At 62.1% G+C, this 23,244-nt stretch carries 19 protein-coding genes, 1 tRNA gene and 1 riboswitch; of the genes, 13 read left to right on the top strand and 7 right to left on the bottom strand.

Annotated elements, in window-relative coordinates:
• Positions 1-2: 2 nt before the first annotated feature.
• The 5 genes from serS (at position 3) to BHD07_RS22380 (ending at position 5,437) form a co-directional block, all read left to right on the top strand.
• Positions 3-1,286 carry a serine--tRNA ligase gene (gene serS, locus BHD07_RS22400; RefSeq protein WP_100674029.1) on the top strand — a complete coding sequence of 428 codons (1,284 nt, stop codon included), beginning with the start codon at positions 3-5 and terminating at the stop codon, positions 1,284-1,286.
• 27 nt (positions 1,287-1,313) lie between these two features.
• The gene (gene surE, locus BHD07_RS22395) at positions 1,314-2,084 is read left to right on the top strand and encodes a 5'/3'-nucleotidase SurE (RefSeq protein WP_100674028.1); all 771 of its coding nucleotides are present in this window, start codon (positions 1,314-1,316) and stop codon (positions 2,082-2,084) included.
• Positions 2,081-2,734, top strand: coding sequence for a protein-L-isoaspartate(D-aspartate) O-methyltransferase (locus BHD07_RS22390; RefSeq protein ID WP_018097726.1), 654 nt, complete (start codon positions 2,081-2,083; stop codon positions 2,732-2,734). The genes surE and BHD07_RS22390 overlap by 4 nt, the downstream gene beginning before the upstream one ends.
• Before the next feature lie 241 nt (positions 2,735-2,975).
• Entirely contained in the window at positions 2,976-3,629 is a 654-nt protein-coding gene (locus tag BHD07_RS22385; protein WP_018097725.1) for a hypothetical protein, read from the top strand.
• Between the two features lie 266 nt (positions 3,630-3,895).
• Positions 3,896-5,437: a LysM peptidoglycan-binding domain-containing protein gene (locus tag BHD07_RS22380; protein WP_324763339.1), complete on the top strand. Its 1,542-nt coding sequence runs from the start codon at positions 3,896-3,898 to the stop codon at positions 5,435-5,437.
• 104 nt (positions 5,438-5,541) lie between these two features.
• On the opposite strand, the gene BHD07_RS22375 is transcribed toward BHD07_RS22380, so the two are convergent.
• The gene (locus tag BHD07_RS22375) at positions 5,542-6,417 is read right to left on the bottom strand and encodes an ATP-binding protein (RefSeq protein WP_338283123.1); all 876 of its coding nucleotides are present in this window, start codon (positions 6,415-6,417) and stop codon (positions 5,542-5,544) included.
• Between the two features lie 340 nt (positions 6,418-6,757).
• Between BHD07_RS22375 and yajC the strand changes: the two genes are divergently transcribed.
• The 5 genes from yajC (at position 6,758) to BHD07_RS22340 (ending at position 12,803) form a co-directional block, all read left to right on the top strand.
• Positions 6,758-7,090: a preprotein translocase subunit YajC gene (yajC, locus tag BHD07_RS22370; RefSeq protein ID WP_011975343.1), complete on the top strand. Its 333-nt coding sequence runs from the start codon at positions 6,758-6,760 to the stop codon at positions 7,088-7,090.
• Positions 7,091-7,256: 166 nt separating this feature from the next.
• On the top strand, positions 7,257-9,833 hold the full coding sequence (gene secDF / locus BHD07_RS22365) for a protein translocase subunit SecDF (protein ID WP_338283121.1): 2,577 nt from the start codon (positions 7,257-7,259) through the stop codon (positions 9,831-9,833).
• Positions 9,833-10,219 (top strand): Mth938-like domain-containing protein, encoded by a 387-nt coding sequence (locus BHD07_RS22360; protein WP_003529512.1) that lies wholly within the window; start codon positions 9,833-9,835, stop codon positions 10,217-10,219. Before secDF ends, BHD07_RS22360 begins: the two co-directional genes overlap by 1 nt.
• A gap of 21 nt (positions 10,220-10,240) precedes the next feature.
• The gene (locus BHD07_RS22355; RefSeq protein WP_100674022.1) at positions 10,241-11,083 is read left to right on the top strand and encodes a phytoene/squalene synthase family protein; all 843 of its coding nucleotides are present in this window, start codon (positions 10,241-10,243) and stop codon (positions 11,081-11,083) included.
• Between the two features lie 1,264 nt (positions 11,084-12,347).
• Positions 12,348-12,803 (top strand): hypothetical protein, encoded by a 456-nt coding sequence (locus tag BHD07_RS22340; RefSeq protein WP_338283118.1) that lies wholly within the window; start codon positions 12,348-12,350, stop codon positions 12,801-12,803.
• 34 nt (positions 12,804-12,837) lie between these two features.
• On the opposite strand, the gene trmFO is transcribed toward BHD07_RS22340, so the two are convergent.
• The 3 genes from trmFO to BHD07_RS22325 all read right to left on the bottom strand — a co-directional run bounded on the left by trmFO (position 12,838) and on the right by BHD07_RS22325 (position 14,940).
• Positions 12,838-14,256 (bottom strand): methylenetetrahydrofolate--tRNA-(uracil(54)-C(5))-methyltransferase (FADH(2)-oxidizing) TrmFO, encoded by a 1,419-nt coding sequence (gene trmFO / locus BHD07_RS22335; protein ID WP_338283117.1) that lies wholly within the window; start codon positions 14,254-14,256, stop codon positions 12,838-12,840.
• Between the two features lie 92 nt (positions 14,257-14,348).
• A complete protein-coding gene (locus BHD07_RS22330) occupies positions 14,349-14,492 on the bottom strand; it encodes a DUF1127 domain-containing protein (protein WP_003529520.1) in 144 nt (47 codons plus the stop codon).
• A 304-nt stretch (positions 14,493-14,796) separates the two neighbouring features.
• On the bottom strand, positions 14,797-14,940 hold the full coding sequence (locus tag BHD07_RS22325; RefSeq protein WP_003529522.1) for a DUF1127 domain-containing protein: 144 nt from the start codon (positions 14,938-14,940) through the stop codon (positions 14,797-14,799).
• Between the two features lie 1,141 nt (positions 14,941-16,081).
• Here BHD07_RS22325 and BHD07_RS22320 point away from each other — a divergent pair.
• Positions 16,082-16,166: transfer RNA gene (locus tag BHD07_RS22320), tRNA-Leu, on the top strand.
• Positions 16,167-16,340: 174 nt separating this feature from the next.
• Positions 16,341-17,816 (top strand): trigger factor, encoded by a 1,476-nt coding sequence (gene tig, locus BHD07_RS22315; protein ID WP_275600026.1) that lies wholly within the window; start codon positions 16,341-16,343, stop codon positions 17,814-17,816.
• 222 nt (positions 17,817-18,038) lie between these two features.
• On the opposite strand, the gene gcvP is transcribed toward tig, so the two are convergent.
• The 3 genes from gcvP to gcvT are packed head-to-tail and all read right to left on the bottom strand — an operon-like array spanning position 18,039 to position 22,421.
• Positions 18,039-20,903 carry an aminomethyl-transferring glycine dehydrogenase gene (gene gcvP / locus BHD07_RS22310; protein ID WP_338283113.1) on the bottom strand — a complete coding sequence of 955 codons (2,865 nt, stop codon included), beginning with the start codon at positions 20,901-20,903 and terminating at the stop codon, positions 18,039-18,041.
• Positions 20,903-21,265 (bottom strand): glycine cleavage system protein GcvH, encoded by a 363-nt coding sequence (gene gcvH, locus BHD07_RS22305; RefSeq protein ID WP_029962390.1) that lies wholly within the window; start codon positions 21,263-21,265, stop codon positions 20,903-20,905. The genes gcvP and gcvH overlap by 1 nt, the downstream gene beginning before the upstream one ends.
• A gap of 16 nt (positions 21,266-21,281) precedes the next feature.
• Positions 21,282-22,421: a glycine cleavage system aminomethyltransferase GcvT gene (gene gcvT / locus BHD07_RS22300; protein ID WP_338283111.1), complete on the bottom strand. Its 1,140-nt coding sequence runs from the start codon at positions 22,419-22,421 to the stop codon at positions 21,282-21,284.
• A gap of 142 nt (positions 22,422-22,563) precedes the next feature.
• Positions 22,564-22,651, bottom strand: a riboswitch (glycine riboswitch).
• A gap of 155 nt (positions 22,652-22,806) precedes the next feature.
• On the opposite strand from gcvT, the gene BHD07_RS22295 reads away from it, so the two are divergent.
• Positions 22,807-23,202, top strand: coding sequence for a hypothetical protein (locus BHD07_RS22295; RefSeq protein WP_018097713.1), 396 nt, complete (start codon positions 22,807-22,809; stop codon positions 23,200-23,202).
• Positions 23,203-23,244: the final 42 nt, after the last annotated feature.

Here is a 23,244-nt window from a genome sequence, read left to right as displayed (position 1 = left end):
CTATGCTCGATATCAAATGGATCCGTGAGAATGCAGACAGGCTCGACGACGCCCTGGCGAAACGGGGTGCGGAGCCATTGTCGGCGTCCCTGATCGCACTTGACGAACGTCGCCGCGCAGTCCTCCAGTCCCTGCAGGACATGCAGTCGCGGCGCAATGCTGCGTCGAAGGAGATCGGCGCGGCGATGGCCCAGAAAAACAGCGAGCTGGCCGACAGACTCAAGGCCGAAGTCGCCGACCTCAAGAATGCCTTGCCGGCGGCCGAAGTGGAAAGCCGTCAGATCGAGGCCGAGCTCTCGGACGCGCTGTCGCGCATCCCCAATACGCCGCTCGACGACGTGCCCGTCGGCGCGGACGAAAGCGCCAATGTCGTGACGCGGGTCGTCGGCGCCAAGCCCGGCTGGAATCACAAGCCTCTCGAGCATTTCGAGATCGGCGAGGCGCTGGGACTGATGGACTTCGAGGGAGCGGCCCGGATTGCCGGGTCGCGCTTCACCATCCTGAAGGGCCAGCTCGCCCGGCTCGAGCGGGCACTCGGCCAGTTCATGCTCGATCTGCACACCGCAGAGCATGGTTACATCGAGGTTCAGCCGCCCTTGCTCGTCCGCGACGATGCGATGTACGGCACCGGCCAGTTGCCGAAATTCTCAGACGATCTCTTCCGCACGACCGACGGGCGCTGGCTGATCCCGACTGCGGAAGTGCCGCTGACGAACATGGTGCGGGAGCAGATTCTCGACGGTGAGAAACTGCCGTTGCGCTTCACTGCGCTGACCCCGTGCTTCCGCTCCGAGGCCGGTTCCGCCGGTCGTGACACCCGCGGCATGTTGCGCCAGCATCAGTTCAACAAGGTCGAACTGGTGTCGATCACCGACGCCGAAAGTTCGATCGACGAGCACGAGCGCATGACCGCTTGTGCCGAGGAGGTGCTCAAGCGCCTCGGCCTGCACTACCGCGTCATGACGCTCTGCACCGGCGATATGGGGTTCGGCGCGCGAAAGACCTATGATCTCGAGGTCTGGTTGCCGGGGCAGGACGCCTATCGCGAAATTTCCTCCTGCTCCGTCTGCGGCGATTTCCAGGCCCGTCGGATGAACGCACGTTACCGCGGGAAAGAAGAGAAGGGGACGAAGTTCGTCCACACGCTCAACGGATCCGGCGTCGCGCTCGGCCGGGCGCTGATTGCCGTCATCGAGAACTACCTGAATGACGACGGCTCGATCACGGTGCCGGACGTCCTTGTGCCCTATATGGGCGGCCTGCGGCGGATCGAGAAATCGGCCTAGCACGAATGAAGCGGAAGAAGACCGGCAATGCGCATCCTGCTGACGAATGACGATGGCATTCACGCCGAGGGCCTCTCCGTGCTGGAACGGATCGCCCGGACGATATCGGACGACGTTTGGGTGGTGGCACCGGAAGTGGACCAGAGCGGGCTTGCCCATTCTCTGACGCTTTCGGAGCCGCTGCGTCTGCGCCCGGTTTCCGAACGGCGCTTTGCGCTCCGGGGTACCCCGACCGATTGTGTCATCATGGCGGTCAAGAAAATTCTTGATCGCAAGCCCGACCTCGTCCTTTCCGGCGTCAATGTCGGCGCAAATCTTGCCGACGATGTCACCTATTCCGGAACCGTGGCCGGCGCCATCGAGGGAACGCTGCAGGGCATTCGCTCGATCGCACTCAGCCAGGCCTTTCAATATGCCGTTGGCCGCGACGTTCCCTGGGATGTAGCAGAGACGCACGCACCGGCGCTCATCCGCAAATTGATGGGAGTCGATCTGCCGGACGGAACGCTTATCAACCTGAACTTCCCGAACTGCGCCGTCGATGCCGTTGCGGGCGTTGAAGTCACGTCGCAGGGCAAGCTCGAATTCGGTCTCAGCATCGACGAGCGCACGGACGGACGCGGCTTTCCCTATTTCTGGCTCCGTTTCGGCGAGCGTGCCGGCGATTTCCGTTCCGGCACCGACATCAGGGCTCTTCGAGACAACAGGATTTCGGTAACCCCGCTTAAACTGGACATGACCGATCATGCCGCTCAGGAGCGCATCGCGCGGGCATTGCGGGAAGGAAGTGTCGCTTGAGCGGACGAATTTCGCAGCAGGAGGGGTTTGCAGCGATGGCGCTGCGGCTTCGCTCGGGCGGCATCGTCAATCATGAGCTGCTGAAGGCTGTGGAGCAGACGCCGCGGACGCTCTTCGCTCCGCCGCAATACCAGGACGAAGTCTACTCCAAGCGGCTGATTCCGCTCGATTGCGGCTCGTTCATGGAGGGCTGCGACATGGCCGTGCGGCTTCTGCATTGTCTCAATCTCAAGCCGGGCCAGCGTATACTCGAGGTCGGAACCGGCAGCGGCTTTACCGCCGCCGTGATGGGGCGGATCGCCGAGCGCGTACTGACGATCGAGCGGTACCAGACACTCGTCGCCTCGGCGCAGAAAAACCTCGAGAAGGCGGGCGTGCGCAACGTCGTCGTCCGCCAGGCCGATGGCAGTGCAGGAGTGCCGGGCGAGGGCACCTTCGACCGGATCCTCATTACCGCTGCGTTCAACAGCCTTCCCCGGACGTTCTCCGATCATCTCGTCTCCGGCGGCACGCTGTTGGTGCCGATCATGATGAGCGAAACGCATTGCCGCATCGTTCGCGTCAACCGCACCGGTAGCCGCTTCGACCGGGAAGACCTGTTCGATGCGCCTTACCTCCCGATCGTCCCACAGGTAGCGTCGTTCCTTTAGTCTAATTTTTTGGAATCGATGACGTTCATGTTTTTAGGCCGACCCGACCTGAAACATCGTGATCTCGTGCGCCTCCCGGAAGCGGGTTAATACAATCTTAACCCGCTCCAGCCCCGCGCAAGCTTCCCTCTTTAGGTACCCGACCTGAAATCATCGTGATCCAGGCCGGGACGGCATGAGATGACGCGGAGTACGCATTTGCTCCGCATCGCGGTCGTCATGCGACAGACGGAGACGGCATATGCAGATCGAGAACAGGTTGAACGCTGCCGCTGCGTCCGGTGATGGCTTGGGAAATCTCGCCGGGCGTTCGGCCGACCAGGCCGGTGCCGCAGACAAAGGCGAGAGCGGGGCGCTGGTTGCGCCTGCGGGCTTCGTCGACCCGACACCGCGCATTTCGCTGTCCGCCGACGCGTTGCTCTATCTCGGCCGGGCAAAAAGAACGCCTGAAAAATTGCCGCCGCTTACGAAGGACGAGTGGAACAATCGTCTTTCGCCGCAACTTGCGGCACGCGAGTACCAGGCGTTCGGCAAGCTCGCAGAAACCGGTGACTACAGGGCATACTACCGGGCCTTCATCGACTATTATGACGGCCTTCGCCCGGAGGATCAGAACAGCCTGCGCTATTTCGGGACGCGCGAAGCGGCGGTCGCGGGCCTGCGCTCGCTCGACTATGATGCTGACAGCGGCCTCGACATAGATGCCAAATTCGAGAACCTGGTCAGCGTCTTTCTCGAAGAAGACAAGATTGCCCCTTCGCCGGCCTCGACCACGATGTCGCCGGCAGAGCGCGCCTTTTTCGCCTGGGATGCGTCCAATATCAGCTATGAGGTAAATGCGCCCGAGCCGAGACCGATGACGGAAATCGAACGGCTTTATTCCGAGCTGCTATAGGGTGTTTCACTGTTTCGCTGAAACAGTGAAACACCTTACCACTTTTGGAACTGCGCACTTCCGGACGGAAACCGTTACACACTTTTCCCGGAGGCGCTCTGGCGAACCGTATCCGGGTTCCGCAGCGCACGTATGACCGGAAAACGCCCGCTTCGGCGCGGCTATGGTTAGCATTTCGCCAAAGTGGTGCCGTCTTTAACCGGGCGGTAACTCTAATGCGCTTTAATCCTTCTACAGCGAGTTGCGTTCGGAGTGGGTAAAGCGTCATGCGTAAATTTGTATCTCCCCAGGCAGGCAAGTCCATGATCCGTCTCTGTGCGGCGATCCTGCTTGCGGGTGTAGCGACCGGTTGCAGTTCTGACGCCAGCCGCTTCGGCGGGCTCTTTTCGCGGTCCGACGACATAATGACGGGTGCGATCCCGCAGGGTTCGAGTACGGTACCGAGAGGCGATGTCGCGAGCGGCGGTGCGGCGCCCTCCTACGGGAACAATGCAGCGCTCGGTCAATCCTATCCCTCCGGCGGCGGCAACGGAGGCTACAACACGGCGGCGGCCTCGCCGGTATCCAGCGCCCGTGTCGCATCGACGCCGATGAGCGTTCAGCGCACGAGCCTCGATGAACCATCCGCCGCATCTCGGCAGCCGCAGGTTCAGACCGCCTCCCTCGCGTCGCAGGCTGCTGCCCTCCCGAAGGCGGAGCCGCTGGCGGGGGCAGCCAAGGATATGTCGAGCAAGGGTGGCTGGAGCGCCTCCAACGCGCCGACCATCATGGTCCGTCAAGGCGACACGATTACTGTTCTCGCCAGACGCTTCGGCGTCCCCGAAAAGGAGATACTGAAGGCGAATGGCCTGAAATCGGCAAGCCAGGTAGAGCCGGGCCAGCGGCTCGTCATTCCGGCGTTCGGTACTGCAGGCAGCGCGGCAAAGGCGGCCGCATCGGGTTCGATCGCCGACGTGGAGGGCGGCAAGAAGCGTCCGTCTCCGCTGCCGACCGATCAGCGCGAGGTGGCAATCCTCCCCGGCCAGTCCCAGTCGCGTGAAAAGAGCGAAAGCCGCAGCGATGTCGCGGCGGGCAAGCTCAACAGCGCCGGCGAGGGCGGTGGAAATGGTGCCTATACGGTCAAGCCGGGTGACTCGCTCAACCGAATCGCCAAGGCGAACGGCGTTTCGGTCGCTGCCCTGAAGCAGGCGAACGGGCTTACGACAGAAGCCATCCGCATCGGGCAGAAACTCAACATCCCGAGCGCCTCGGCGAAAACGCCGGCGACCGATGCGGTGGTCACGGCTTCTGTTTCGGCCAAGAAGAACGAGGCCCAGGCGGCTTCGACCGAGCAGGGCAAGCTGACCGAATCCAAGGCGCCTGCCGCCAAGGAAAGCGTGTCGGAGGTTGCCATCCGGTCGGATGGTGACGAGGATCTTCCGAAATCGACCGGCATCGGAAAGTACCGTTGGCCTGTCCGTGGCGCGGTCGTTGCTGGCTATGGCGCCAATGTCGACGGCAACCGAAACGATGGCATCAACATTTCGGTGCCGGAGGGGACGCCCATCAAGGCAGCCGAGAACGGTGTCGTGATCTACTCGGGCAGCAGCCTGAAAGAACTCGGCAATGCCGTTCTGGTGCGCCACGACGACGGTACGGTAACGGTTTACGGCAACGCTGCCGAACTCAAGGTTCAGCGCGGTCAGAAAGTCCAGCGCGGCCAGACGCTCGCATCCTCCGGCATGACAGGCAGAGCGACCCGGCCACAAGTGCACTTCGAGGTGCGCAAGAATGCGACCCCGGTCAACCCTGCGACCTATCTGGAATAAGCGGTGGCACCGGCCGCTCCCGGCTTATGCGCAAATCGAAAGCGCCGCGTGTCTGGCAAGACGCGCGGCGCTTTTGCGATCACGCCGGCAGACGGCAAGTGCGATTATGCAGGAGCGTCGAGCTGTCTGCGCAGACGACCGGCCAGATCCTGAATGAATTGCCAGGCGACGCGGCCGGACCTCGATCCTCGCGTCGTGGCCCATTCAAGAGCCTCGGCATGCAGCGCTTCCGGCTCGAGAGGCAATTTGAAGTACCGCGCATATCCGTCGACCATCGCCAGATAGTCCTCCTGGCTGCATTTGTAGAAACCCAGCCAAAGCCCGAAGCGGTCGGATAGCGACACCTTTTCCTCGACGGCTTCCGAAGGGTTTATGGCGGTGGATTGCTCGTTTTCCATCATGTTGCGGGGAAGCAGGTGTCTACGGTTGGACGTCGCATAGAGCAGAACGTTTGCCGGCCGCCCCTCGACGCCTCCGTCGAGCACCGCCTTCAGCGACTTGTAAGAGGTGTCGTCGTGATCGAAGGAGAGATCGTCGCAGAAGACGATCACGGGCATCGGCGCCGCCTTCAGGATTTCCATCAGCACGGGCAGGGTGGCGATATCCTCCCGGTGGACTTCGACGAGCTTGAGTGCGCTTCCGGTGTCGTGGGCGACCTTTGCGTGAACGGCCTTGACCAGCGACGATTTGCCCATCCCGCGGGCGCCCCAGAGGAGCACGTTATTTGCCGGATAACCGTCAGCGAAGCGAAGCGTGTTGTCGAAGAGAATGTCGCGGACGTGGTCGACGCCGGTAATGAGCGTGAGATCGATGCGATTCGGGTTCGGGACGGGCTGCAGGTGGCGCGTGGCCGGTGCCCAGACGAAACACTCCGCCTCATGCCAGTCATTGACGGCATATGCCGGTCCGGCGATGCGCTCCATCGCGGCCGAAAGCTTCTGTATTTCGTTGAGCAGGACGTCGATCTTGCTTTCGGGCATTTCATCTATCTCCGGCAGGCTGGATTTCGAACATGAGCGGCCGACCCGCGCGATAACGGGCGTGCGCCGGCTTAACCCAAATCCTTGAATCGCCGCGACGTTCATCCTCCGGTCGAATCCGTTGAAGCTGCCGCCGGCGGCGTTTTTCTCGGTAGCACGGCGGTTTGCGCTGGAAAAGACCGGCAGCCTGCAACCAGGGGGTTCTCCTGCTGCGGAATTTGTGCCAGAGGCAGGAGAAACGGGGAAGTGTACCGACGATTTGCGTTACGGGACGGCTTGCCTATATTCCGGCAGGTTTGCCGCGGGGGCAAGCGCGCAATTTGAACTCAAGGAGTGATCGATGTTTATTACCGAAGCTTTCGCGCAGACGGCGGCCCCTGGGGGCGGCGGCGCCGATATTCTGATGTCCATCCTGCCATTCCTGCTGATTTTCGTGGTGATGTATTTCCTGATCATCCGGCCGCAGCGTGCGCAGATGAAGCGCCGCGAAGAGCTCCTGAAGAACATCCGGCGCGGCGATCAGGTCGTCACCGGCGGCGGCATCGTCGGCAAGGTGACCAAGGTCGTCGACGATACGGAGCTCGAGGTGGAGATCGCCGAGGGCACCAAAGTCCGCGTTGTGCGCAGCGGCGTATCCGAAGTTCGCGTGAAGGGCGAGCCCGTCAAGGAATAAATCCGGCGCGGGGAACGTGAAGAAGCGTGCGCGGTTTTCGCCCGCATACCGCGCTTGATATCGGCATCGATCACGGTTTGATTTTGGGGCGACGCGAGGCCAAAATCACCGTGGTTAGGGCAAGGGCCGCGACCGGCAGAGACCGGCGGATGGAGCATTTCGAAATATGCCCAGGTTGTCGCCGTTCAAGAACATTCTCATCTGGCTGGTCGTCCTTGCGGGCCTCGCCTTCGCACTGCCGAATCTTCTTTCCAGAGAGCAGCTTGCCGACTGGCCGATCTGGCTGCCGCATCGGCAGGTGCCGCTCGGGCTCGATCTCAGGGGCGGTTCCCATATCGTCCTGAAGGTCAGCCGCGAAGACATCGTCGCGGAGCGCCTGCAATCGACCATCGACACGATCGCCGATGCCCTGAGACAGGCGGATATCCGCTATACGGGGCTGTCAGGAAGCGGGCAGAGCCTGCAGTTTCGTCTCCGCGATGCAACGAAAGCACCAGCGGCACGCGACGCGCTGAAGGCGTTGGTCGCCCCCGTTCGACAGGGCGGCTTTTTTGGGAGTTCCATACAGGAACTGGTCTACGAGGGAAGCGCGACCAGCGACACGCTTCGGCTTCGCCTGACGGACGAGGGCATAAATCTCAGGGTCTCAGATGCCGTCGCCCAGTCCATCGAGGTCGTACGCCGGCGGGTCGGCGAAGTCATCGCGGTCGTGCCGATCATAGAGCGTCGCGGCGGTGACCGGCTGAGCGTGCAGGTCCCCGGTCTGGACGAGCCGCAAAGGTTGAAGGATCTCCTCGGACAGCGAGGAGATGTCGCTCTGAAGTGGCTGGATTCCTCGATGCCGGCACAACAGGCCGTGGATACGAGGCCGCCTGCGGGGTCCGAGGTCCTCTATTCGCTGGACGATCCACCAATACCCTACCTGGTCGAGAGACACGCCTTTGCTGCGGCACCGGACTTCGTCGAGGCGCAGCCGGGCTTCGATCCGGCAACGAGCGAACCTGTCGTCAATGCAAGGATTACTGCCGGGGCTGCCGCACGGATCGCGCCGGTCCTGCAGTCGGATCCACGGAAGCAGTTCGCGATCGTGCTCGACGGGCAGGTTATCTCGACGTCCGTTCTAGACGGCGCGCTTTCCGGTGATAGCGTCCGGATTTCCGGAAATCTCTCGGAGGACGGGGCGAACGACCTTGCCGCCCTGATGCGTGCCGGCCCGCTTCCCGTTTCGCTGACCGTCATCGAGGAGCGTACCGTCGGTCCCGAGGACGGCGCCGACGCCGTGGCAAACGGCCTCACGGCGGGCCTGATCGCGGCCATTGCCGTCGCAGCCTGTATGATTGGCTTCTACGGCTTCTTCGGTGTCGTCGCCGTCATTGCCGTCATCGTCAATGTCGTGCTGATCATCGCGGTCCTGTCCGTCACCGGCGCCACGCTGACATTGCCCGGAATTGCCGGGATCATCCTCACGATCGGAATTGCGGTCGACTCGAACGTTCTCATCTATGAGCGGCTGAGGGAAGAAGCGCGTACCAGCGGCAAACCCTTGCGAAGGGCGCTGGACGACGGATTCGAGCGCGTCTTGAGGAGCATCGTCGACGCGAATCTGACGATTTTCATCGCCGGCGTAATCCTCCTCTATCTCGGGTCGGGCGCCATTCGGGGTTTTGCGGTTACGCTTGCCATCGGCAGCGTCACCACCATTCTGACGGCGCACAGCCTGACACGCCGCCTCATTCGCGGGTGGTATCGCCGCCGCCTGCCGCGGCGTCTGCCGCGCGGCATCCGGACGGGATTTTTCAGTCGGGCGGATTTCCGTTTCATGGCGATCCGCAATCCGGTCTTCATTCTGATGACGGCATTGTCGCTCGCTTCGCTGGTTCTCCTGACGAGCCTCGGGCTCAACATGGGAGCAGATTTCAGGGGCGGCTCCGTCATCGAATTGAGGGCACGGACCGGCGTCGCCGATGGTGCCGACATCCGTGCCCGTCTCGATGAATTGAACCTCGGAGAGGTTCAAGTCGAGGAACTTGGATCGGCGCGAGACGTTCTCGTCCGTATCCCGTCGCAGGAAGCCGGCGACAATGCCGAGCAGACGGCCGTCGGGCTGGTTCGCTCCGAACTCGAGGATCAGTATGTCTTCCGGCGTGTCGAGGTGGTTGGCCCCGGGGTTTCCGGCGAGTTGACGAGGGCAGGGTCGCTCGCCGTCGCCGCCGCCGTGCTGGCCGTGCTGCTTTACGTGTGGCTCCGCTTCGGCCGGCGATTTGCCGTCGGAGCCATCGTCGCGACGTTGCATGATGTGCTGCTGACGCTCGGGTTCCTCGTCGTGACGGGCATCGAATTCAACCTCGCAAGCATCGCAGCGCTGCTGACGATCGTATGTTACTCGCTGAGCGACACCATGGTGATTTATGATCGAGTCCGGGAAAATCTGGTGCGCTATCGAAGGATGCCGCTTTCGGTCCTGATCGACACGTCGATCAACCAGACCCTGTCGCGGACCGTCCTGACCGCCTTGACGACGCTCCTTGCTCTCGTTGCGCTGTATCTGTTCGGAGGCAGTGGTCTCGTCCAGTCCTTCAGCGCGACACTCATATTCGGTGTGCTTGTGGGCACCGTTTCCTCGATCTATGTCGCGGGACCGCTGCTCATCCTCTTCAATCGCCGAAACAATCGTCTTGGAGGCACGGAGGACCCGGCGGACCGGGATACCTCGTCGGAGACGGAAGCAAAGGGTGCGGTGTGATGGCAAAAGGGATCGAAATGCGCGAAGCGCACTTTCCGGGACGCGCGCCTGTCGACGCCTACGGCAATGGCGGCTTCCGCTTCGCCGATATGTCGCATCGCGGGTCCGTTCTGATGTTGCCTTCCGGTATCTACGCCTGGGACGTTGCCGAAGGCGACGTGCTCGCGGTCGCGAAATTCCAGCGCATCTTCGATGAGGCGCGTGACGTCGAGGTGCTGCTCGTCGGCACCGGCCGGGAAATCCGTCCTTTGCCTGGTGACCTGAAGGAGGCGCTCAGGGCCGCCAACATCTCGTCCGATCCGATGAGCACGGGGGCGGCGGTGCGGACCTATAACGTAATGCTGGCGGAATCGCGGGCCGTCGCCGCGGCATTGATCGCGGTGTGAGGCGTTCGAAGGAAATCCGGCGTGCAACAGTCCGATGATCAGATTCTCGCAACCTTGCGGGACACCGACCGCGATCGCTACCTGGCCTGTCTGCTTTCTCCTGCAGAGAAGCGCCACTCGCTCGCGGCGCTCTATGCCTTTTACGCGGAGATCGCCCGTATCCGCGACACGGTCAAGGAGCCGCTCCCCGGCGAGATCCGGCTGCAGTGGTGGCGTGACATTCTCGAAAGCCAGCAGTCGGACGGCGCGGGGCATCCGCTGGCCGAAGCGCTCCTGCGTTGCATTCGCGAGCATCACCTTCCTGTCCGCGTTCTGCAGGACATGATCGATGCACGCATTTTCGATCTTTACGACGACCCGATGCAGGACAGGGCGGCGCTGGAGGGCTATGCCGGTGAAACCGCCTCGGCGCTCATTCAGCTTTCATCTCTCATCCTGGACCCCGAAAATGCTGCGAAATCCTCAGACGCAGCCGGTCATGCCGGGGTTGCTCAGACGGTCGCCGGTCTCCTGCTGCTTCTGCCGGTTCATACCGGGCGTGGCCAGGTCTATCTTCCTGCCGAGCTTTTGAGCGCAACGGGCCTCGACCGGGAAACGCTTCTTGCCGGAACCGACGAGAGTGCGATCGAAAGGGCCGTTCGCGCCTTCTGCGGCCTCGGTCGCGATCATCTCGCCAAGGCACGTGAAAGTGCAGGCGCGATCTCCGCCCGGAATTTCTCCGCTTTCCTTCCCGTTTCCCTGGCCGAACCGGTGTTCGATCGCGCGGAGGCTGCCGGAGTGCGAATTCTTCGTCAGCCACTGCGGCCGCCGCAATGGCAGCGGCAATGGCGGATGTGGCGGGCGAGCCGGCGCCGGCAGTTTTAGACGAAGGCCCGTTGAGATTCCGGATACCCGCCGCCGCTTGTTGATCTCCTGTGCTCGTCACAGGAACGAGGGCGGAGAGGGTGCGGTCCCTCGACGCGTTTCATAAACCATGAAGATAGTGAGGCGGCACGGAAGGTCGCGGGTCACGCCCGTGTACAGCATCCCGCTTCGATTCGATGCGAGAATGTAGTAGCCGCTCATCCCGGCCCTCATTCCTGTGCTTGTCACAGGAATCCAGCCAGACCAAGTCCTTGGGCTGAAAGAATGCTTCCCGCGCCGCAGACGCGGCGCTGCTGGATCCCTGTGACGAGCACAGGGATGAGGTGGAGAGGGTGTGGTCACTCGGCGCGCTTTCATAAACCGTGAAGATAGCGAGGCGGCGCGGAATGCCCCAAGTCACGCCCGTATACCACGTCCCGCTTCGTTTGGACGCGAGAATGTAGACGTGACCTTTCATTGCGTGACAGATTGACCGTTCCCTCGCATATTCGTAACGGAAGTTGTATTGGCCGCACATCCCCGGTCCCTCATTCCTGTGCTTGTCACAGGAATCCAGCCAGACCAAGTCCTTGGGCTGAAAGAACGCTTCCCGCGCCGCGGACGCGGCGCTGCTGGATCCCTGTGACGAGCACAGGGATGAGGTGGAGAGGGTGCGGTCCTCGGCGCGTTTCATAAACCGTGAAGATAGCGAGGCGGCGCGGAGGGCTCCAAGTCACGCCCGTACACAGCGTCCCGTTTCGCTTCAGCCGCACATCCCCGGTCCCTCATTCCTGTGCTAGTCACAGGAATCCAGCCAGACCAAGTCCTTGGGCTGAAAGAACGCTTTCCGCGCCGCAGACGCGGCGCTGCTGGATCCCTGTGACGAGCACAGGATGAGGTGGAGAGGGTGCGGTCCTCGGCGCGTTTGATAAACCGTGAAGATAGCGAGGTGGCGCGGAGGGCCCCAAGTCACGCCCGTACACAGCGACCCGTCTCGCTTCAGCCGCACATCCCCGGTCCCTCATTCCTGTGCTTGTCACAGGAATCCAGCCAGACCAAGTCCTTGGGCTGAAAGAACTCTCTCCGCGCCGCAGACGCGGCGCTGCTCTCACCCCGTGTGAGCAGAGGGATGAAGGAGGAGAGATTGCAGTCCTCCGAAAAGTGCTACAGCGCCCGTCTTAGACGAGGATTCATTCGCTAGGCGCTCGCCCGTCACGCTGGCGCAAGTCTCGCGGGATATGACCCTTCTCAATCGAAATCCCGTCGCGATCAAGGGACCCACGCGATGCTTTGGTTACTGCTCCTGGTGGCGATCGCCGCCGTCTGCGTATTTTATATTCGGATGAACGCACGCGCCGAGCGCGACGCCGACAATCCGGATGCCGGGTCGGCGATCGTGGAATTCGGCCGGGCATTCCCGGACGAAGCGATCCGGGCACTGCATTCGACCGTCGACAGAACGGCGATCTTCCTGCGTCTGCACGATGGCAAGGCCGGATTCATACAATCGCACGGCACGCATTATGTCTGCCACGTCATTCAGCCCGGCAAGGTGCGGGTCAACACGTCCGAGAGTGGGCGCGGGCTGATTGTCCACTTCCCGGATTTCGCCTATCTGGACAACGCTTTCGAATTTCGGACGGCTGCCGAGGCAGCCGAGGTTTCGCTCTGGCTGCTCGGCACCTTCAGTCCGAAATCGGAGTTGGAAGCACCGGGTGGCGCGGCGCAGGGTCTGGACTGACCGGCTGAATCCGCAACGGAGTTCTCGTCGCTCGTCAGACGGCGTTGCCGAGCCAGCTTGCGCAATCACTCAGCGCGCGTGACGCCATCGCCTGCTTCTTGGCGAGCGCCTTCTCCTTGCCACGGAAGCGTTTGGCACCCTCCGGCCTCGTCAGGGCGCCCGGTTCGAGCGGCGGAAACAGCCCGAAGTTGATATTCATCGGCTGGAACGAGCGCTTGCCCGGTTCGTCGTCTGAGACGATGTGGCCGCCGGTGATGTGATTGAGGAGAGCACCGAAGGCCGTGGTCACGGGAGGTAGGACGGGTGAGGCGCCTTTGCGTTCCGCCGCGGCGAAGCGGCCCGCCAGGAGGCCGATGCTCGCGCTTTCCACATAGCCCTCGCAGCCGGTTATCTGGCCGGCAAAGCGCAAGCCCGGACGTGACTTGAGCGTCAGCGAATTGTCGAGGAGCGTCGGCGAGTTGATATAGGTGTTGCGGTGCAGGCCGCCGAGCCTCGCAAACTCGGCGTTTTGGAGCCCCGGAATCATCCGAAAGACTTCGCCCTGCGCGCCGTATTTCAGTTTCGTCTGGAAGCCGACCATGTTGTAGAGCGTGCCGAGCGCGTTGTCCTGCCTAAGCTGAACCACGGCATAGGGCTTGACCGAGGGATTATGGGCGTTGGTGAGGCCCATCGGCTTCATCGGCCCGTGACGCAGGGTCTCGCGGCCGCGCTCTGCCATCACTTCGATCGGGAGGCAGCCGTCGAAATAGGGTGTGCCTTCCCATTCCTTGAAGCCGGCCTTGTCCCCGGCAATGAGCGCATCGACGAAGGCGTCATACTGCTCCTGTGTGAGCGGGCAGTTGATATAATCCTTGCCCGTGCCGCCCGGGCCGACCTTGTCGTAGCGCGACTGATGCCAGCAGATATCCATGTCGATCGTGTCGGCATGGACGATCGGTGCGATGGCGTCGAAGAAGGCCAGGGCATCGGCGCCGGTCTCCGCGCGGATCGCCTCGGCGAGGGCCGGTGCTGTAAGCGGGCCCGTCGCAATGATGGCTAGATCCCAGTCCTTCGGCGGCAGGCCCCCGACCTCTTCCCGCAGAACCGTGATCAGCGGGTGGTCTGCGATCGCTGCGCTGACGGCCTCGGCAAAGCCTTCGCGATCGACGGCGAGCGCACCGCCTGCGGGCACCTGGTTGAGATCGGCGCATCGCATGATGAGCGAGCCCGCAAGACGCATCTCCGCATGGAGCACGCCGACGGCATTGCTGGTCGCATCGTCGGAGCGGAAAGAGTTCGAGCAGACGAGTTCGGCGAGGCTCTCGGTCTTGTGCGCATCCGTGCCGCGCACGCCGCGCATTTCATGCAGAATGACCGGCACGCCCGCTTCGGCGATCTGCCAGGCGGCTTCCGACCCGGCGAGGCCGCCGCCAATGACGTGAATGGGCGAATGGGAGGACGTCGTTTTGTTCATGGGCGGCTTCCTACCACAGGCATCCGTCGCTTCCAAGAAACGAAAACGGCGCCCGAGGGCGCCGTCTTCAAGCTAAGCAATGCTCGATCCGATTAGCGGAAGGAGCGAGCCGCAATGTTGCGGATGTCGTAGCGGGTAATGCCGATATCGTTCAGAGCGTGGTTGGAAAGGCTGCCCAGCTCGGCAACGGTACGGCGGTAGTTGATCCAGCTTTTTGCAATGCGAATCGGGTTCATGGTCGTTTCCTCAAGAAGATCGCTCGCGACAGTGATTGTCTGCGTCGTTGAGGTTCTTATACGCTTGTCTAACTGGAAGATGGAGTGCAAAGTAGATGCATCTGCTATGCATTTGTGCAGTGCATCGATCGTTTCGTGAGCATGCATCTCGGCCGGCCCGAAAATGCGCCATCGATTAAGTTTCGGTTAAGTTGCTTTTGCAGGGATTGCTGCACGAGATCAGAACGACTCAGCAGAATAAAAAAACGCCCGCCGGCGAACCGGAAGGCGTTTGAACGGCCATTATCTGGCGAAAGCTTGATGCTTACTTGATTGCCTGACGGGCAACGTAGGGGATGTCTGCGCGGCCGATGCCAAGGTCAGTGAGCTCACGGTCGCTCATGCGGCCGAGCTCGTTGCAGGTCTGACGATACTTGCGCCAGTTGTTGAAAGAACGTGCGAGGTTCATGATCCTATTCCTTTCTAGGTCGTTCGCCAGCGCTCTATCTCTCTTGCTGGCCGTCATCTTATGAACCGGAATATAATCGGTTTGAGCCAGGATTACAGAGCTAATGCTGCATCGCACCCATGCGCGGCGTGCAAAGCTTTTCGGCGGCATTAACCGGAGTTTAACCTTTTGTTGCCGATGCCGGCCTCTTGCGCATTTCCAGACCGTTCCAAAGACCTTGGCGGTCTATCAGAGCGCGCGGCACGTAGTGCGATTCTCGGAGCAAGGGAGTTGGCAGAAATAAACAACGCCCGCTGGGGGAGGAGGTCCAGCGGGCGTTGCTTGATCTGATTGGCAACCGGGAGGAGGAGTGTCGCCAATCCGTATCGGGCGCGCTGGGAGGAGGAGTGCGCTGCCCGATCGATGATTGGAATATAGGCCGAACCCCCGGATTCTGCTAGGGGCCGCCCGGAATGGCACCTATGCAAATGGTGCATGGCTCAAGCGTCGGACGATCGCAAAATGCCGAAATAATGGGCAGACGGAGGTGCCGTACGGAATATCTGAGGGGAAAATGACGCCCGTCGGGGGAGGAGGACCGGCGGGCGTCACAAATGCGATTGGCAACCGGGAGGAGGAGTGTTGCCAATCCTATCGAAGCGGCGATGGGAGGAGGAGTGCGCTGCTTCGAATTCTGTCGAGCTCAGGCTCGGATCTTCGCGGGATTTCCCGCTGCGGGCGATCATGCCCGCCGGCGTCCACTCGGCTATCACCGCGACGCTTCGTTGATCTGGAATATAGTGGCCTTAAATCGATTTGTGCAGTGCAATGTCCACATGGAAGATATGCGGATTGCGCAACGCGGATTGCCGTTCGCCGTCCCGCCGATGGAGGGCGAGGATCCAGTGGCTGTCATGCGGTGGAACGCAGCATCACGTTTCTGCCGGCATCCTTTGCTAAGGAGCCTCGAGCTGCCCGTTCGAAGCCGTGGCTGCGAGCGGGCAACGGGCGCGAGCATTTTCCCTTTGATCCGATGAAAACGAGTGTTATAGAGACGCCGCGCTCGGGAGCCCTGAACCTTTCGCATGGCCCAAGAATATCCGCGGCATTCCGCTGATGAGATCTTGTGAGGAATGCGATTGGGCGGTGCGGTCGTCTGAACGCGGGTATGGTGAAATTGGTAGACACGCCAGATTTAGGTTCTGGTGCCGCAAGGCGTGGGAGTTCAAGTCTCTCTACCCGCACCAGGACGATATAGCAGTCACGCGTCGGTATTCGGCGCTGGGAGGGCCGGCAAGGCGCCATTTTGCTTGCAAAGCGGTCGGAATTGCGTAAAGCCACTCCCGGCAAATGGATCGGCTCACGTGCTCGCCTAGCCTTTCAAGGGAAGAGCACTGTCAACGTGAAGTGAAGGTTTTAACATGCAGGTTATCGAAACGCTCGCTCAAGGGCTGAAGCGCGAACTCAAGGTCGTTATCCCGGCCGACGAAATGCAGGCTCGGATGAACGAGCGCCTCGTCGAAGTGAAGGATCGCGTTCGCATCAACGGCTTCCGTCCCGGCAAGGTGCCGGTTGCGCACCTTAAGAAGGTTTACGGCAAGTCGATCATGGCCGATCTCGTCAACGAGATCGTTCGTGAAAAGCCGACGGAAATCCTCACGAGCCGCGGCGAAAAGTCGGCCACCCAGCCCGAAATCGCGATGACCGAGGACGAGGCAGAAGCCGACAAGATCCTGAGCGCCCAAGCCGATTTCGAATTCACGGTCGCCTACGAAATCATTCCGCCGATCGAACTCAAGGATGCAAGCGGCATCAAGGTCACCCGTGAGGTCGTCGACGTCAGCGAGGATGAAGTCAACGAGCAGATCCAGCGCATCGCCGAGAGCGCTCGCACTTACGAATCGAAGAAGGGCAAGGCTGCCAATGGCGACCGCGTCACGGTCGACTATCTCGGCAAGGTCGACGGCGAAGCCTTTGACGGCGGCAAGGACGAAGATGCGGAGCTCGTGCTCGGGTCCAACCGCTTCATCCCGGGCTTCGAGGAGCAGCTTGTCGGCGTAAAGGCCGGCGATGAAAAGACCATCACGGTCACGTTCCCGGCCGATTATCCGGCAGCCAACCTTGCCGGCAAGGAAGCAACCTTCGACATCACCGTCAAGGATGTCGCTGCCGCTGCCCCGATCGAGATCAACGACGAGCTGGCAACGAAGCTCGGCCTCGAATCCGTCGACAAGCTGAAGGAAATCGTCCGCGGCCAGATCGAAAGCCAGTTCGGCTCGATCACCCGCCAGAAGGTCAAGCGCCAGCTTCTCGATCAGCTCGACGAGCTCTATCAGTTCGATACGCCCGAGCGCCTCGTCGATGCCGAGTTCGAGAACATCTGGCGCCAGATCAACACCGACCTGCAGCAGGCCGGCAAGACCTTCGCCGATGAAGACACGACGGAAGAAGATGCGCGCGCCGAATATCGCAAGCTCGCCGAGCGTCGCGTCCGCCTCGGCCTGGTTCTCTCCGAAATCGGCGAAAAGGCCGGCGTCCAGGTCAGCGATGACGAGATGCAGCGTTCGCTGTTCGAGCAGCTGCGCCAGTTCCCGGGGCAGGAAAAGGAAATCCTCGAATACTTCCGCAACACGCCCGGTGCTGCCGCCTCGCTGCGCGCACCGCTCTTCGAGGAGAAGGTTGTCGACCACCTGCTCACCGAGGTTTCGGTGACCGACAAGAAGGTCTCGAAGGAAGAGCTGACGGCTGACGACGAAGCCGACGAAAAGCCGGCCAAGAAGACGGCCTCCAAGAAGAAGGCAGCCGCCAAGGCCGAAGCCGGCGAGGGCGAAGAAGCCGCCGCGCCGAAGAAGAAGGCCCCGGCCAAGAAGAAGGCTGCGGACGAGAGCGCCGAGTAATCGCATCTCTCAAGGATAGGAAGAAGCCGCCTGCGGGCGGCTTTTTCTTTTTTTAGAGAAACCGTTAGTGAACCCTCTAAGACTTGAAATTACCTTCCCGACCGAAAACCGCTGCACACTTCTCCTGGAAATGCTTAGACCAGCAAAAAGCCCGGCTTAGCCGGGCTTTTTGACGTAGCAGGCAGGCGCGGCGCTTGAACCGCACCCGATCGGATCACATCGTCATTCCGCCGCTTCCGCGTAGCTCTCGATCGGCGGGCAGGTGCAGACGAGATTACGATCGCCATAGACATTGTCGACACGGTTGACCGGCGACCAGTATTTGTCCACGCGGAAGGCGCCCGGTGGGAAGCAGGCCTGCTCACGCGAATAGGGCCGGTCCCAGTCGCCGACGAGATCCTCGACCGTATGCGGCGCGTTCTTCAGCGGGTTGTTGACCTTGTCCATCCGGCCGTCCTCGATGGCGCGGGCCTCTTCGCGGATTGCCAGCATGGCGTCGCAGAAGCGGTCGAGCTCGGCCTTCGTTTCCGATTCCGTGGGTTCGATCATCAGTGTGCCCGCGACCGGCCAGCTCATCGTCGGCGCATGGAAGCCGCAGTCGATCAGGCGCTTGGCGACGTCGTCGACCGTGACGCCGGCGCGTTCGGCGAGCGGACGGGTGTCGATGATGCATTCATGTGCGACCCGGCCCTTCGCCGACTTGTAGAGCACGTCATAAGCACCCTTCAGCCGGGCGGCGACGTAATTGGCGTTGAGAATCGCGACCTTGGTCGCTTGCGTCAGGCCTTCGCCGCCCATCATCAGGCAGTAGCTCCAGGAGATCGGCAGGATCGAGGCCGACCCGAACGGTGCGGCGGAAACGGCGCCCTCGTGCCCGTCGGTCTGCGGGTGTCCCGGAAGGAAGGGGGCGAGATGCGACTTGACGCCGATCGGGCCCATGCCGGGGCCGCCGCCGCCATGCGGAATGCAGAAGGTCTTGTGCAGGTTCAAATGACTGACATCGGAGCCGATGTCGCCGGGGCGGGAAAGGCCAACCATCGCATTCATGTTGGCGCCGTCCAGATAGACCTGGCCGCCGTGCTTATGCACGACCTCGCAGACCTCGCGGACGTTCTCCTCGAACACGCCGTGCGTCGAGGGATAAGTGATCATACAGCAGGATAGGGAGTCCGCATACTGCTCCGCCTTGGCGCGGAAATCGTCCATGTCGATCTCGCCGGCGTCGCTTACCTTGACGACCACCACCTTCATGCCGGCCATCTGCGCCGAGGCCGGATTCGTGCCGTGCGCCGATGTCGGTATCAGGCAGACGTCGCGATGTGCGTTGCCGTTGGCGATATGGTAGGCGCGGATCGCGAGCAGACCGGCATATTCACCTTGAGCACCCGAGTTCGGCTGCATCGAGATCGCATCATAACCGGTGATCGCGCAGAGCTTTTGCGACAGGTCTTCGATCAGATGCTGATAGCCGAGTGCCTGGTCGGTCGGCACGAAGGGATGGATTTCCGAAAACTCCGGCCAGGTGATCGGCAGCATTTCCGCTGTCGCGTTGAGCTTCATCGTGCAGGAGCCGAGGGGGATCATTGCGCGGTCGAGCGCCAGATCGCGATCGGCGAGGCGGCGCATGTAGCGCGTCATCTCGCTCTCGGCGCGGTTCATGTGAAAGATCGGATGGGTGAGATAGGCGCTGGTGCGCAGCAGTTCCTGCGGCAGGCGGTAGTCCGGTTCGAATTCCTCGACCTTGAAATCGCCGCCGAAGGCGCGCCAGACGGCCTCGAGCGTGACCGGCCGCGAACGTTCGTCGAGACTGATGCCGATCCTGGTCGTTCCGATCTTGCGAAGGTTTACCTCCTCGGCCACGGCGGCTTTGAGGATGATGCCCTGCAGCTTCCCGACTTCGACGGTGATCGTATCGAAGAAGACATCCGGTTCGACGGTATAGCCGAGCTTTTCCAATCCCATGGCAAGCCGCACCGTCTTCTGGTGCACGCTCTGGGCGATCGCCTTTATTCCGTCCGGACCATGGAAGACCGCATACATGGAGGCCATGACGGCAAGCAGTACCTGCGCGGTACAGATGTTCGATGTCGCCTTCTCGCGCCGGATATGCTGTTCACGGGTCTGGAGCGACAGCCGGTAGGCGCGGTTGCCCCGCGCATCCACCGACACGCCCACCAGGCGGCCGGGCATGGAGCGCTTGTAGGCGTCCTTGACCGCCATATAGGCGGCGTGCGGACCACCGTAGCCGACCGGAACGCCGAAGCGCTGGGTAGAACCGATCGCGATGTCGGCGCCCATTTCCCCCGGAGACTTCAGAAGCGCCAGCGCCAGCGGATCGGCTGCGACGGCGGCGATTGCACCCTGCTCGTGGAGTTTGGCGATCAGGCCCGAGAAGTCGCGGACATGGCCGTAAGTGCCGGGGTACTGGAAGATCGCGCCGAAGACGCCGGCAGCGTCCAGATCCTCGAAGGGGTCGCCGACGACGATCTGCCAGCCGAGCGGCTCCGCCCGGGTCTTCAAGAGCGCAATCGTCTGGGGATGGCAGTTCTCATCGATGAAAAACGCCTTCGCCTTGGACTTTGCCACGCGCTCCGCAATGGCCATGGCTTCGGCTGCCGCCGTCGCCTCGTCGAGCAGCGAGGCGTTTGCGACGTCCAGCCCGGTCAGATCGCAAACCATGGTCTGGTAGTTGAGCAGGGCTTCCAGGCGCCCCTGACTGATTTCCGGCTGATAGGGCGTATAGGCGGTGTACCAAGCCGGGTTCTCGAGGATATTGCGCTGGATGACCGGCGGGGTAATGGTCCCGTAGTAGCCCTGACCGATCAGAGACACGAGCTTCCGGTTGCGGTTCGCCGTCTCGCGCAGCTTGTCGAGTGCCTCGCGCTCCGTCATCGGCTCGCCCCAGGCAAGCGGCGTTCGCTGGCGGATCGACGGCGGCACGGTGTCGTCGATGAGCGCGTCGAGACTGGGATAGCCCACGACCTTCAGCATCTCGTCCATCTCGGCCGGCGAAGGGCCGATGTGACGTCGATTGGCGAAGTCGTAAGGCTTGTAATCGGTAAAGGTAAAGTCCTTGGGCATGCTCATCAGGCGACGAACTCCTTGTAGGCCGCTTCGTCCAGGAGCGCATTGGCAGCGTCCGGATCGGCGAGCTTCAGTTTGAAGAACCAGGCCGCGCCTTGCGGATCGCTGTTGACGAGCGACGGATCGTCGACGATCGCCTGATTGACCTCGACGATTTCGCCATCAAGCGGACAATAGACGTCCGATGCCGCCTTGACGGACTCGACCGTCGCGGCCGAGTCGCCCTTGGAGAAGCTGGCACCCGCTTCCGGCAGCTCCACGAAGACAAGATCGCCGAGCTGGCCCGCGGCATGCTCCGTGATGCCTACGGTCGCGACGTCGCCCTCGATCTTCAGCCATTCGTGTTCCTCGGTGAATTTCAGCATACGCGGGTTCTCCTGATCAGCGTTTGTAGGTTTGTTTGATGAAGGGCAGGGCGGTGACGGCGATGGGCAGGTATTTGCCGCGCACCTCTGCGAACAGTCTGGTGCCGATTTCGGCGTGCTCGGCGGCGACATAGCCCATGGCGACCGGTCCATCCACGCTCGGTCCGAAGCCGCCGGAGGTGACGGTTCCTGCCGCAGTCCTGCCCTCCGCATCGGCAAAGAGATTGGCATTGCCGCGCACGGGCGCCCGGCCTTCGGGCCTCAGGCCGACACGCCGCCTGGAAACTCCGTCGGTGAGCTCGGCCAGTATCCGGCCGGCGCCCGGAAAGCCGCCGGCGCGCTCACCGCCGGCGCGGCGGCTTTTCTGGATTGCCCATTCGAGGCCCGCTTCGATCGGGCTCGTATTCGTGTCGATATCGTTGCCATAGAGACAAAGCCCCGCTTCGAGGCGGAGCGAGTCGCGTGCGCCGAGCCCGATGGGCAGGACGTCGGGATGTTCGAGCAGGCGCTGCGTCACATCCACAGCCGCGTCGGCGGGAATGGAAATCTCGAAGCCATCCTCGCCGGTGTAGCCGGAGCGGGAGATGATACAGCTCACGTCGTGAAGGTCGGCTTCGGCGACATCCATGAAGCGCATCGACGCGACGTCCGCCCACAGCTCGCACAGAACCGCTCCTGCCCGGGGCCCCTGAAGGGCGATCAGGGCACGGTCTGTCAGCATGGTCACGTCGCAGGCGCTGCCGAGGCCGTCCCTGAGATGCGCAAGATCGGCATCCTTGCAGGCCGCGTTGACGACCAGGAAGAGATGATCGCCGCGATTGACGATCATCAGGTCGTCGAGAATACCGCCTGCGGCATTGGTGAAGAGGCCGTAGCGTTGCCGACCCTCCCGGAGGCCGAGCACATCCGCCGGCACGAGCTTTTCGAGCGCCAGCGCCGCGTCCTCGACTTTTCCCGATTTCGGCCGCACGACGATCTGCCCCATGTGGGACACGTCGAAAAGGCCGGCGGCGGCGCGGGTATGCAGGTGCTCCTTCAATACGCCTTCCGGGTATTGGACCGGCATGTCGTAACCGGCGAAGGGCACCATGCGCGCACCGAGCGAAAGATGCAGCGCGTGCAACGGCGTGTGTTTCAGAGTGGAAACGTCTTCCAAGTCCGGCCTCCAGGTCTGGCGCGTCTTCGCGCCGGCTCACAATACCGGCGTCATGCGCCGACAAATTCGAGCCCCCTCTGTCCCTTTGCCTGAGATTGTTATCCCTTCGGCGAGCGCGAACGCTTCTCTCCAGAGTCCTACCGGCACCTTGCTGGTCCTTTGGCCTGAGAGTTTCCGGGGCGGTTGCTCCTTCGGCACCGGATCGAACCGGTTTCTCCCAACAAGGTCGAATCCAGATAACGGCGAAGGCCGGATTTTGGCAAGGGCCTATGTCGCGACCAAACATATTTTTGTCGCCCTGGCTTCATCCTCCGCGACCGGTGCGGCAAATCGGCCTTTGCAATTTTCCTGGGCAGCGGATAGGGAAGACCGAAGAGAGGTGGCCATGACTGGGCGCGAGCGGAAATGGGGAATTGGGGTGCGGCTGCTCGCAGCCTTCGCACTCCTATTCCTGTCCTTCGCTCATAAGCCAGCCCTTGCGAAAGCTATCGGCCCGGCGATCTCCGCCGAATATCTTCTCCCCGACGGCACCTTCGCCGATATCTGCTTCGGCACGGGCGGCGTCGATCATGACACCGGCCACGGCAAGTCGTCGTCATCGGCTCCCGTTTGCGAAGCGTGCCGGCTCGCCGCCTCCGTGCTCCTGCCGGCGGCGCCCGATGAAAGCTCGACGGCCGAAAACGGCAACTGGATTGCCGGAACGCCGATCGTCGCCGCCGAGGCGGTGCTTCTGCCCCTGCGCCTGTTGCCGCCACCGCGCGGTCCGCCGGCCCAACCGTAGATCTCCTCGAATCCAACCCAGAATTTCTTGCGCCGCTATGCG

The organism is Sinorhizobium sp. KGO-5 (assembly GCF_036245905.1).
Taxonomy (GTDB): Bacteria; Pseudomonadota; Alphaproteobacteria; order Rhizobiales; family Rhizobiaceae; genus Sinorhizobium; species Sinorhizobium meliloti_A.
This window is presented reverse-complemented; position numbering and strand designations above follow the sequence as displayed.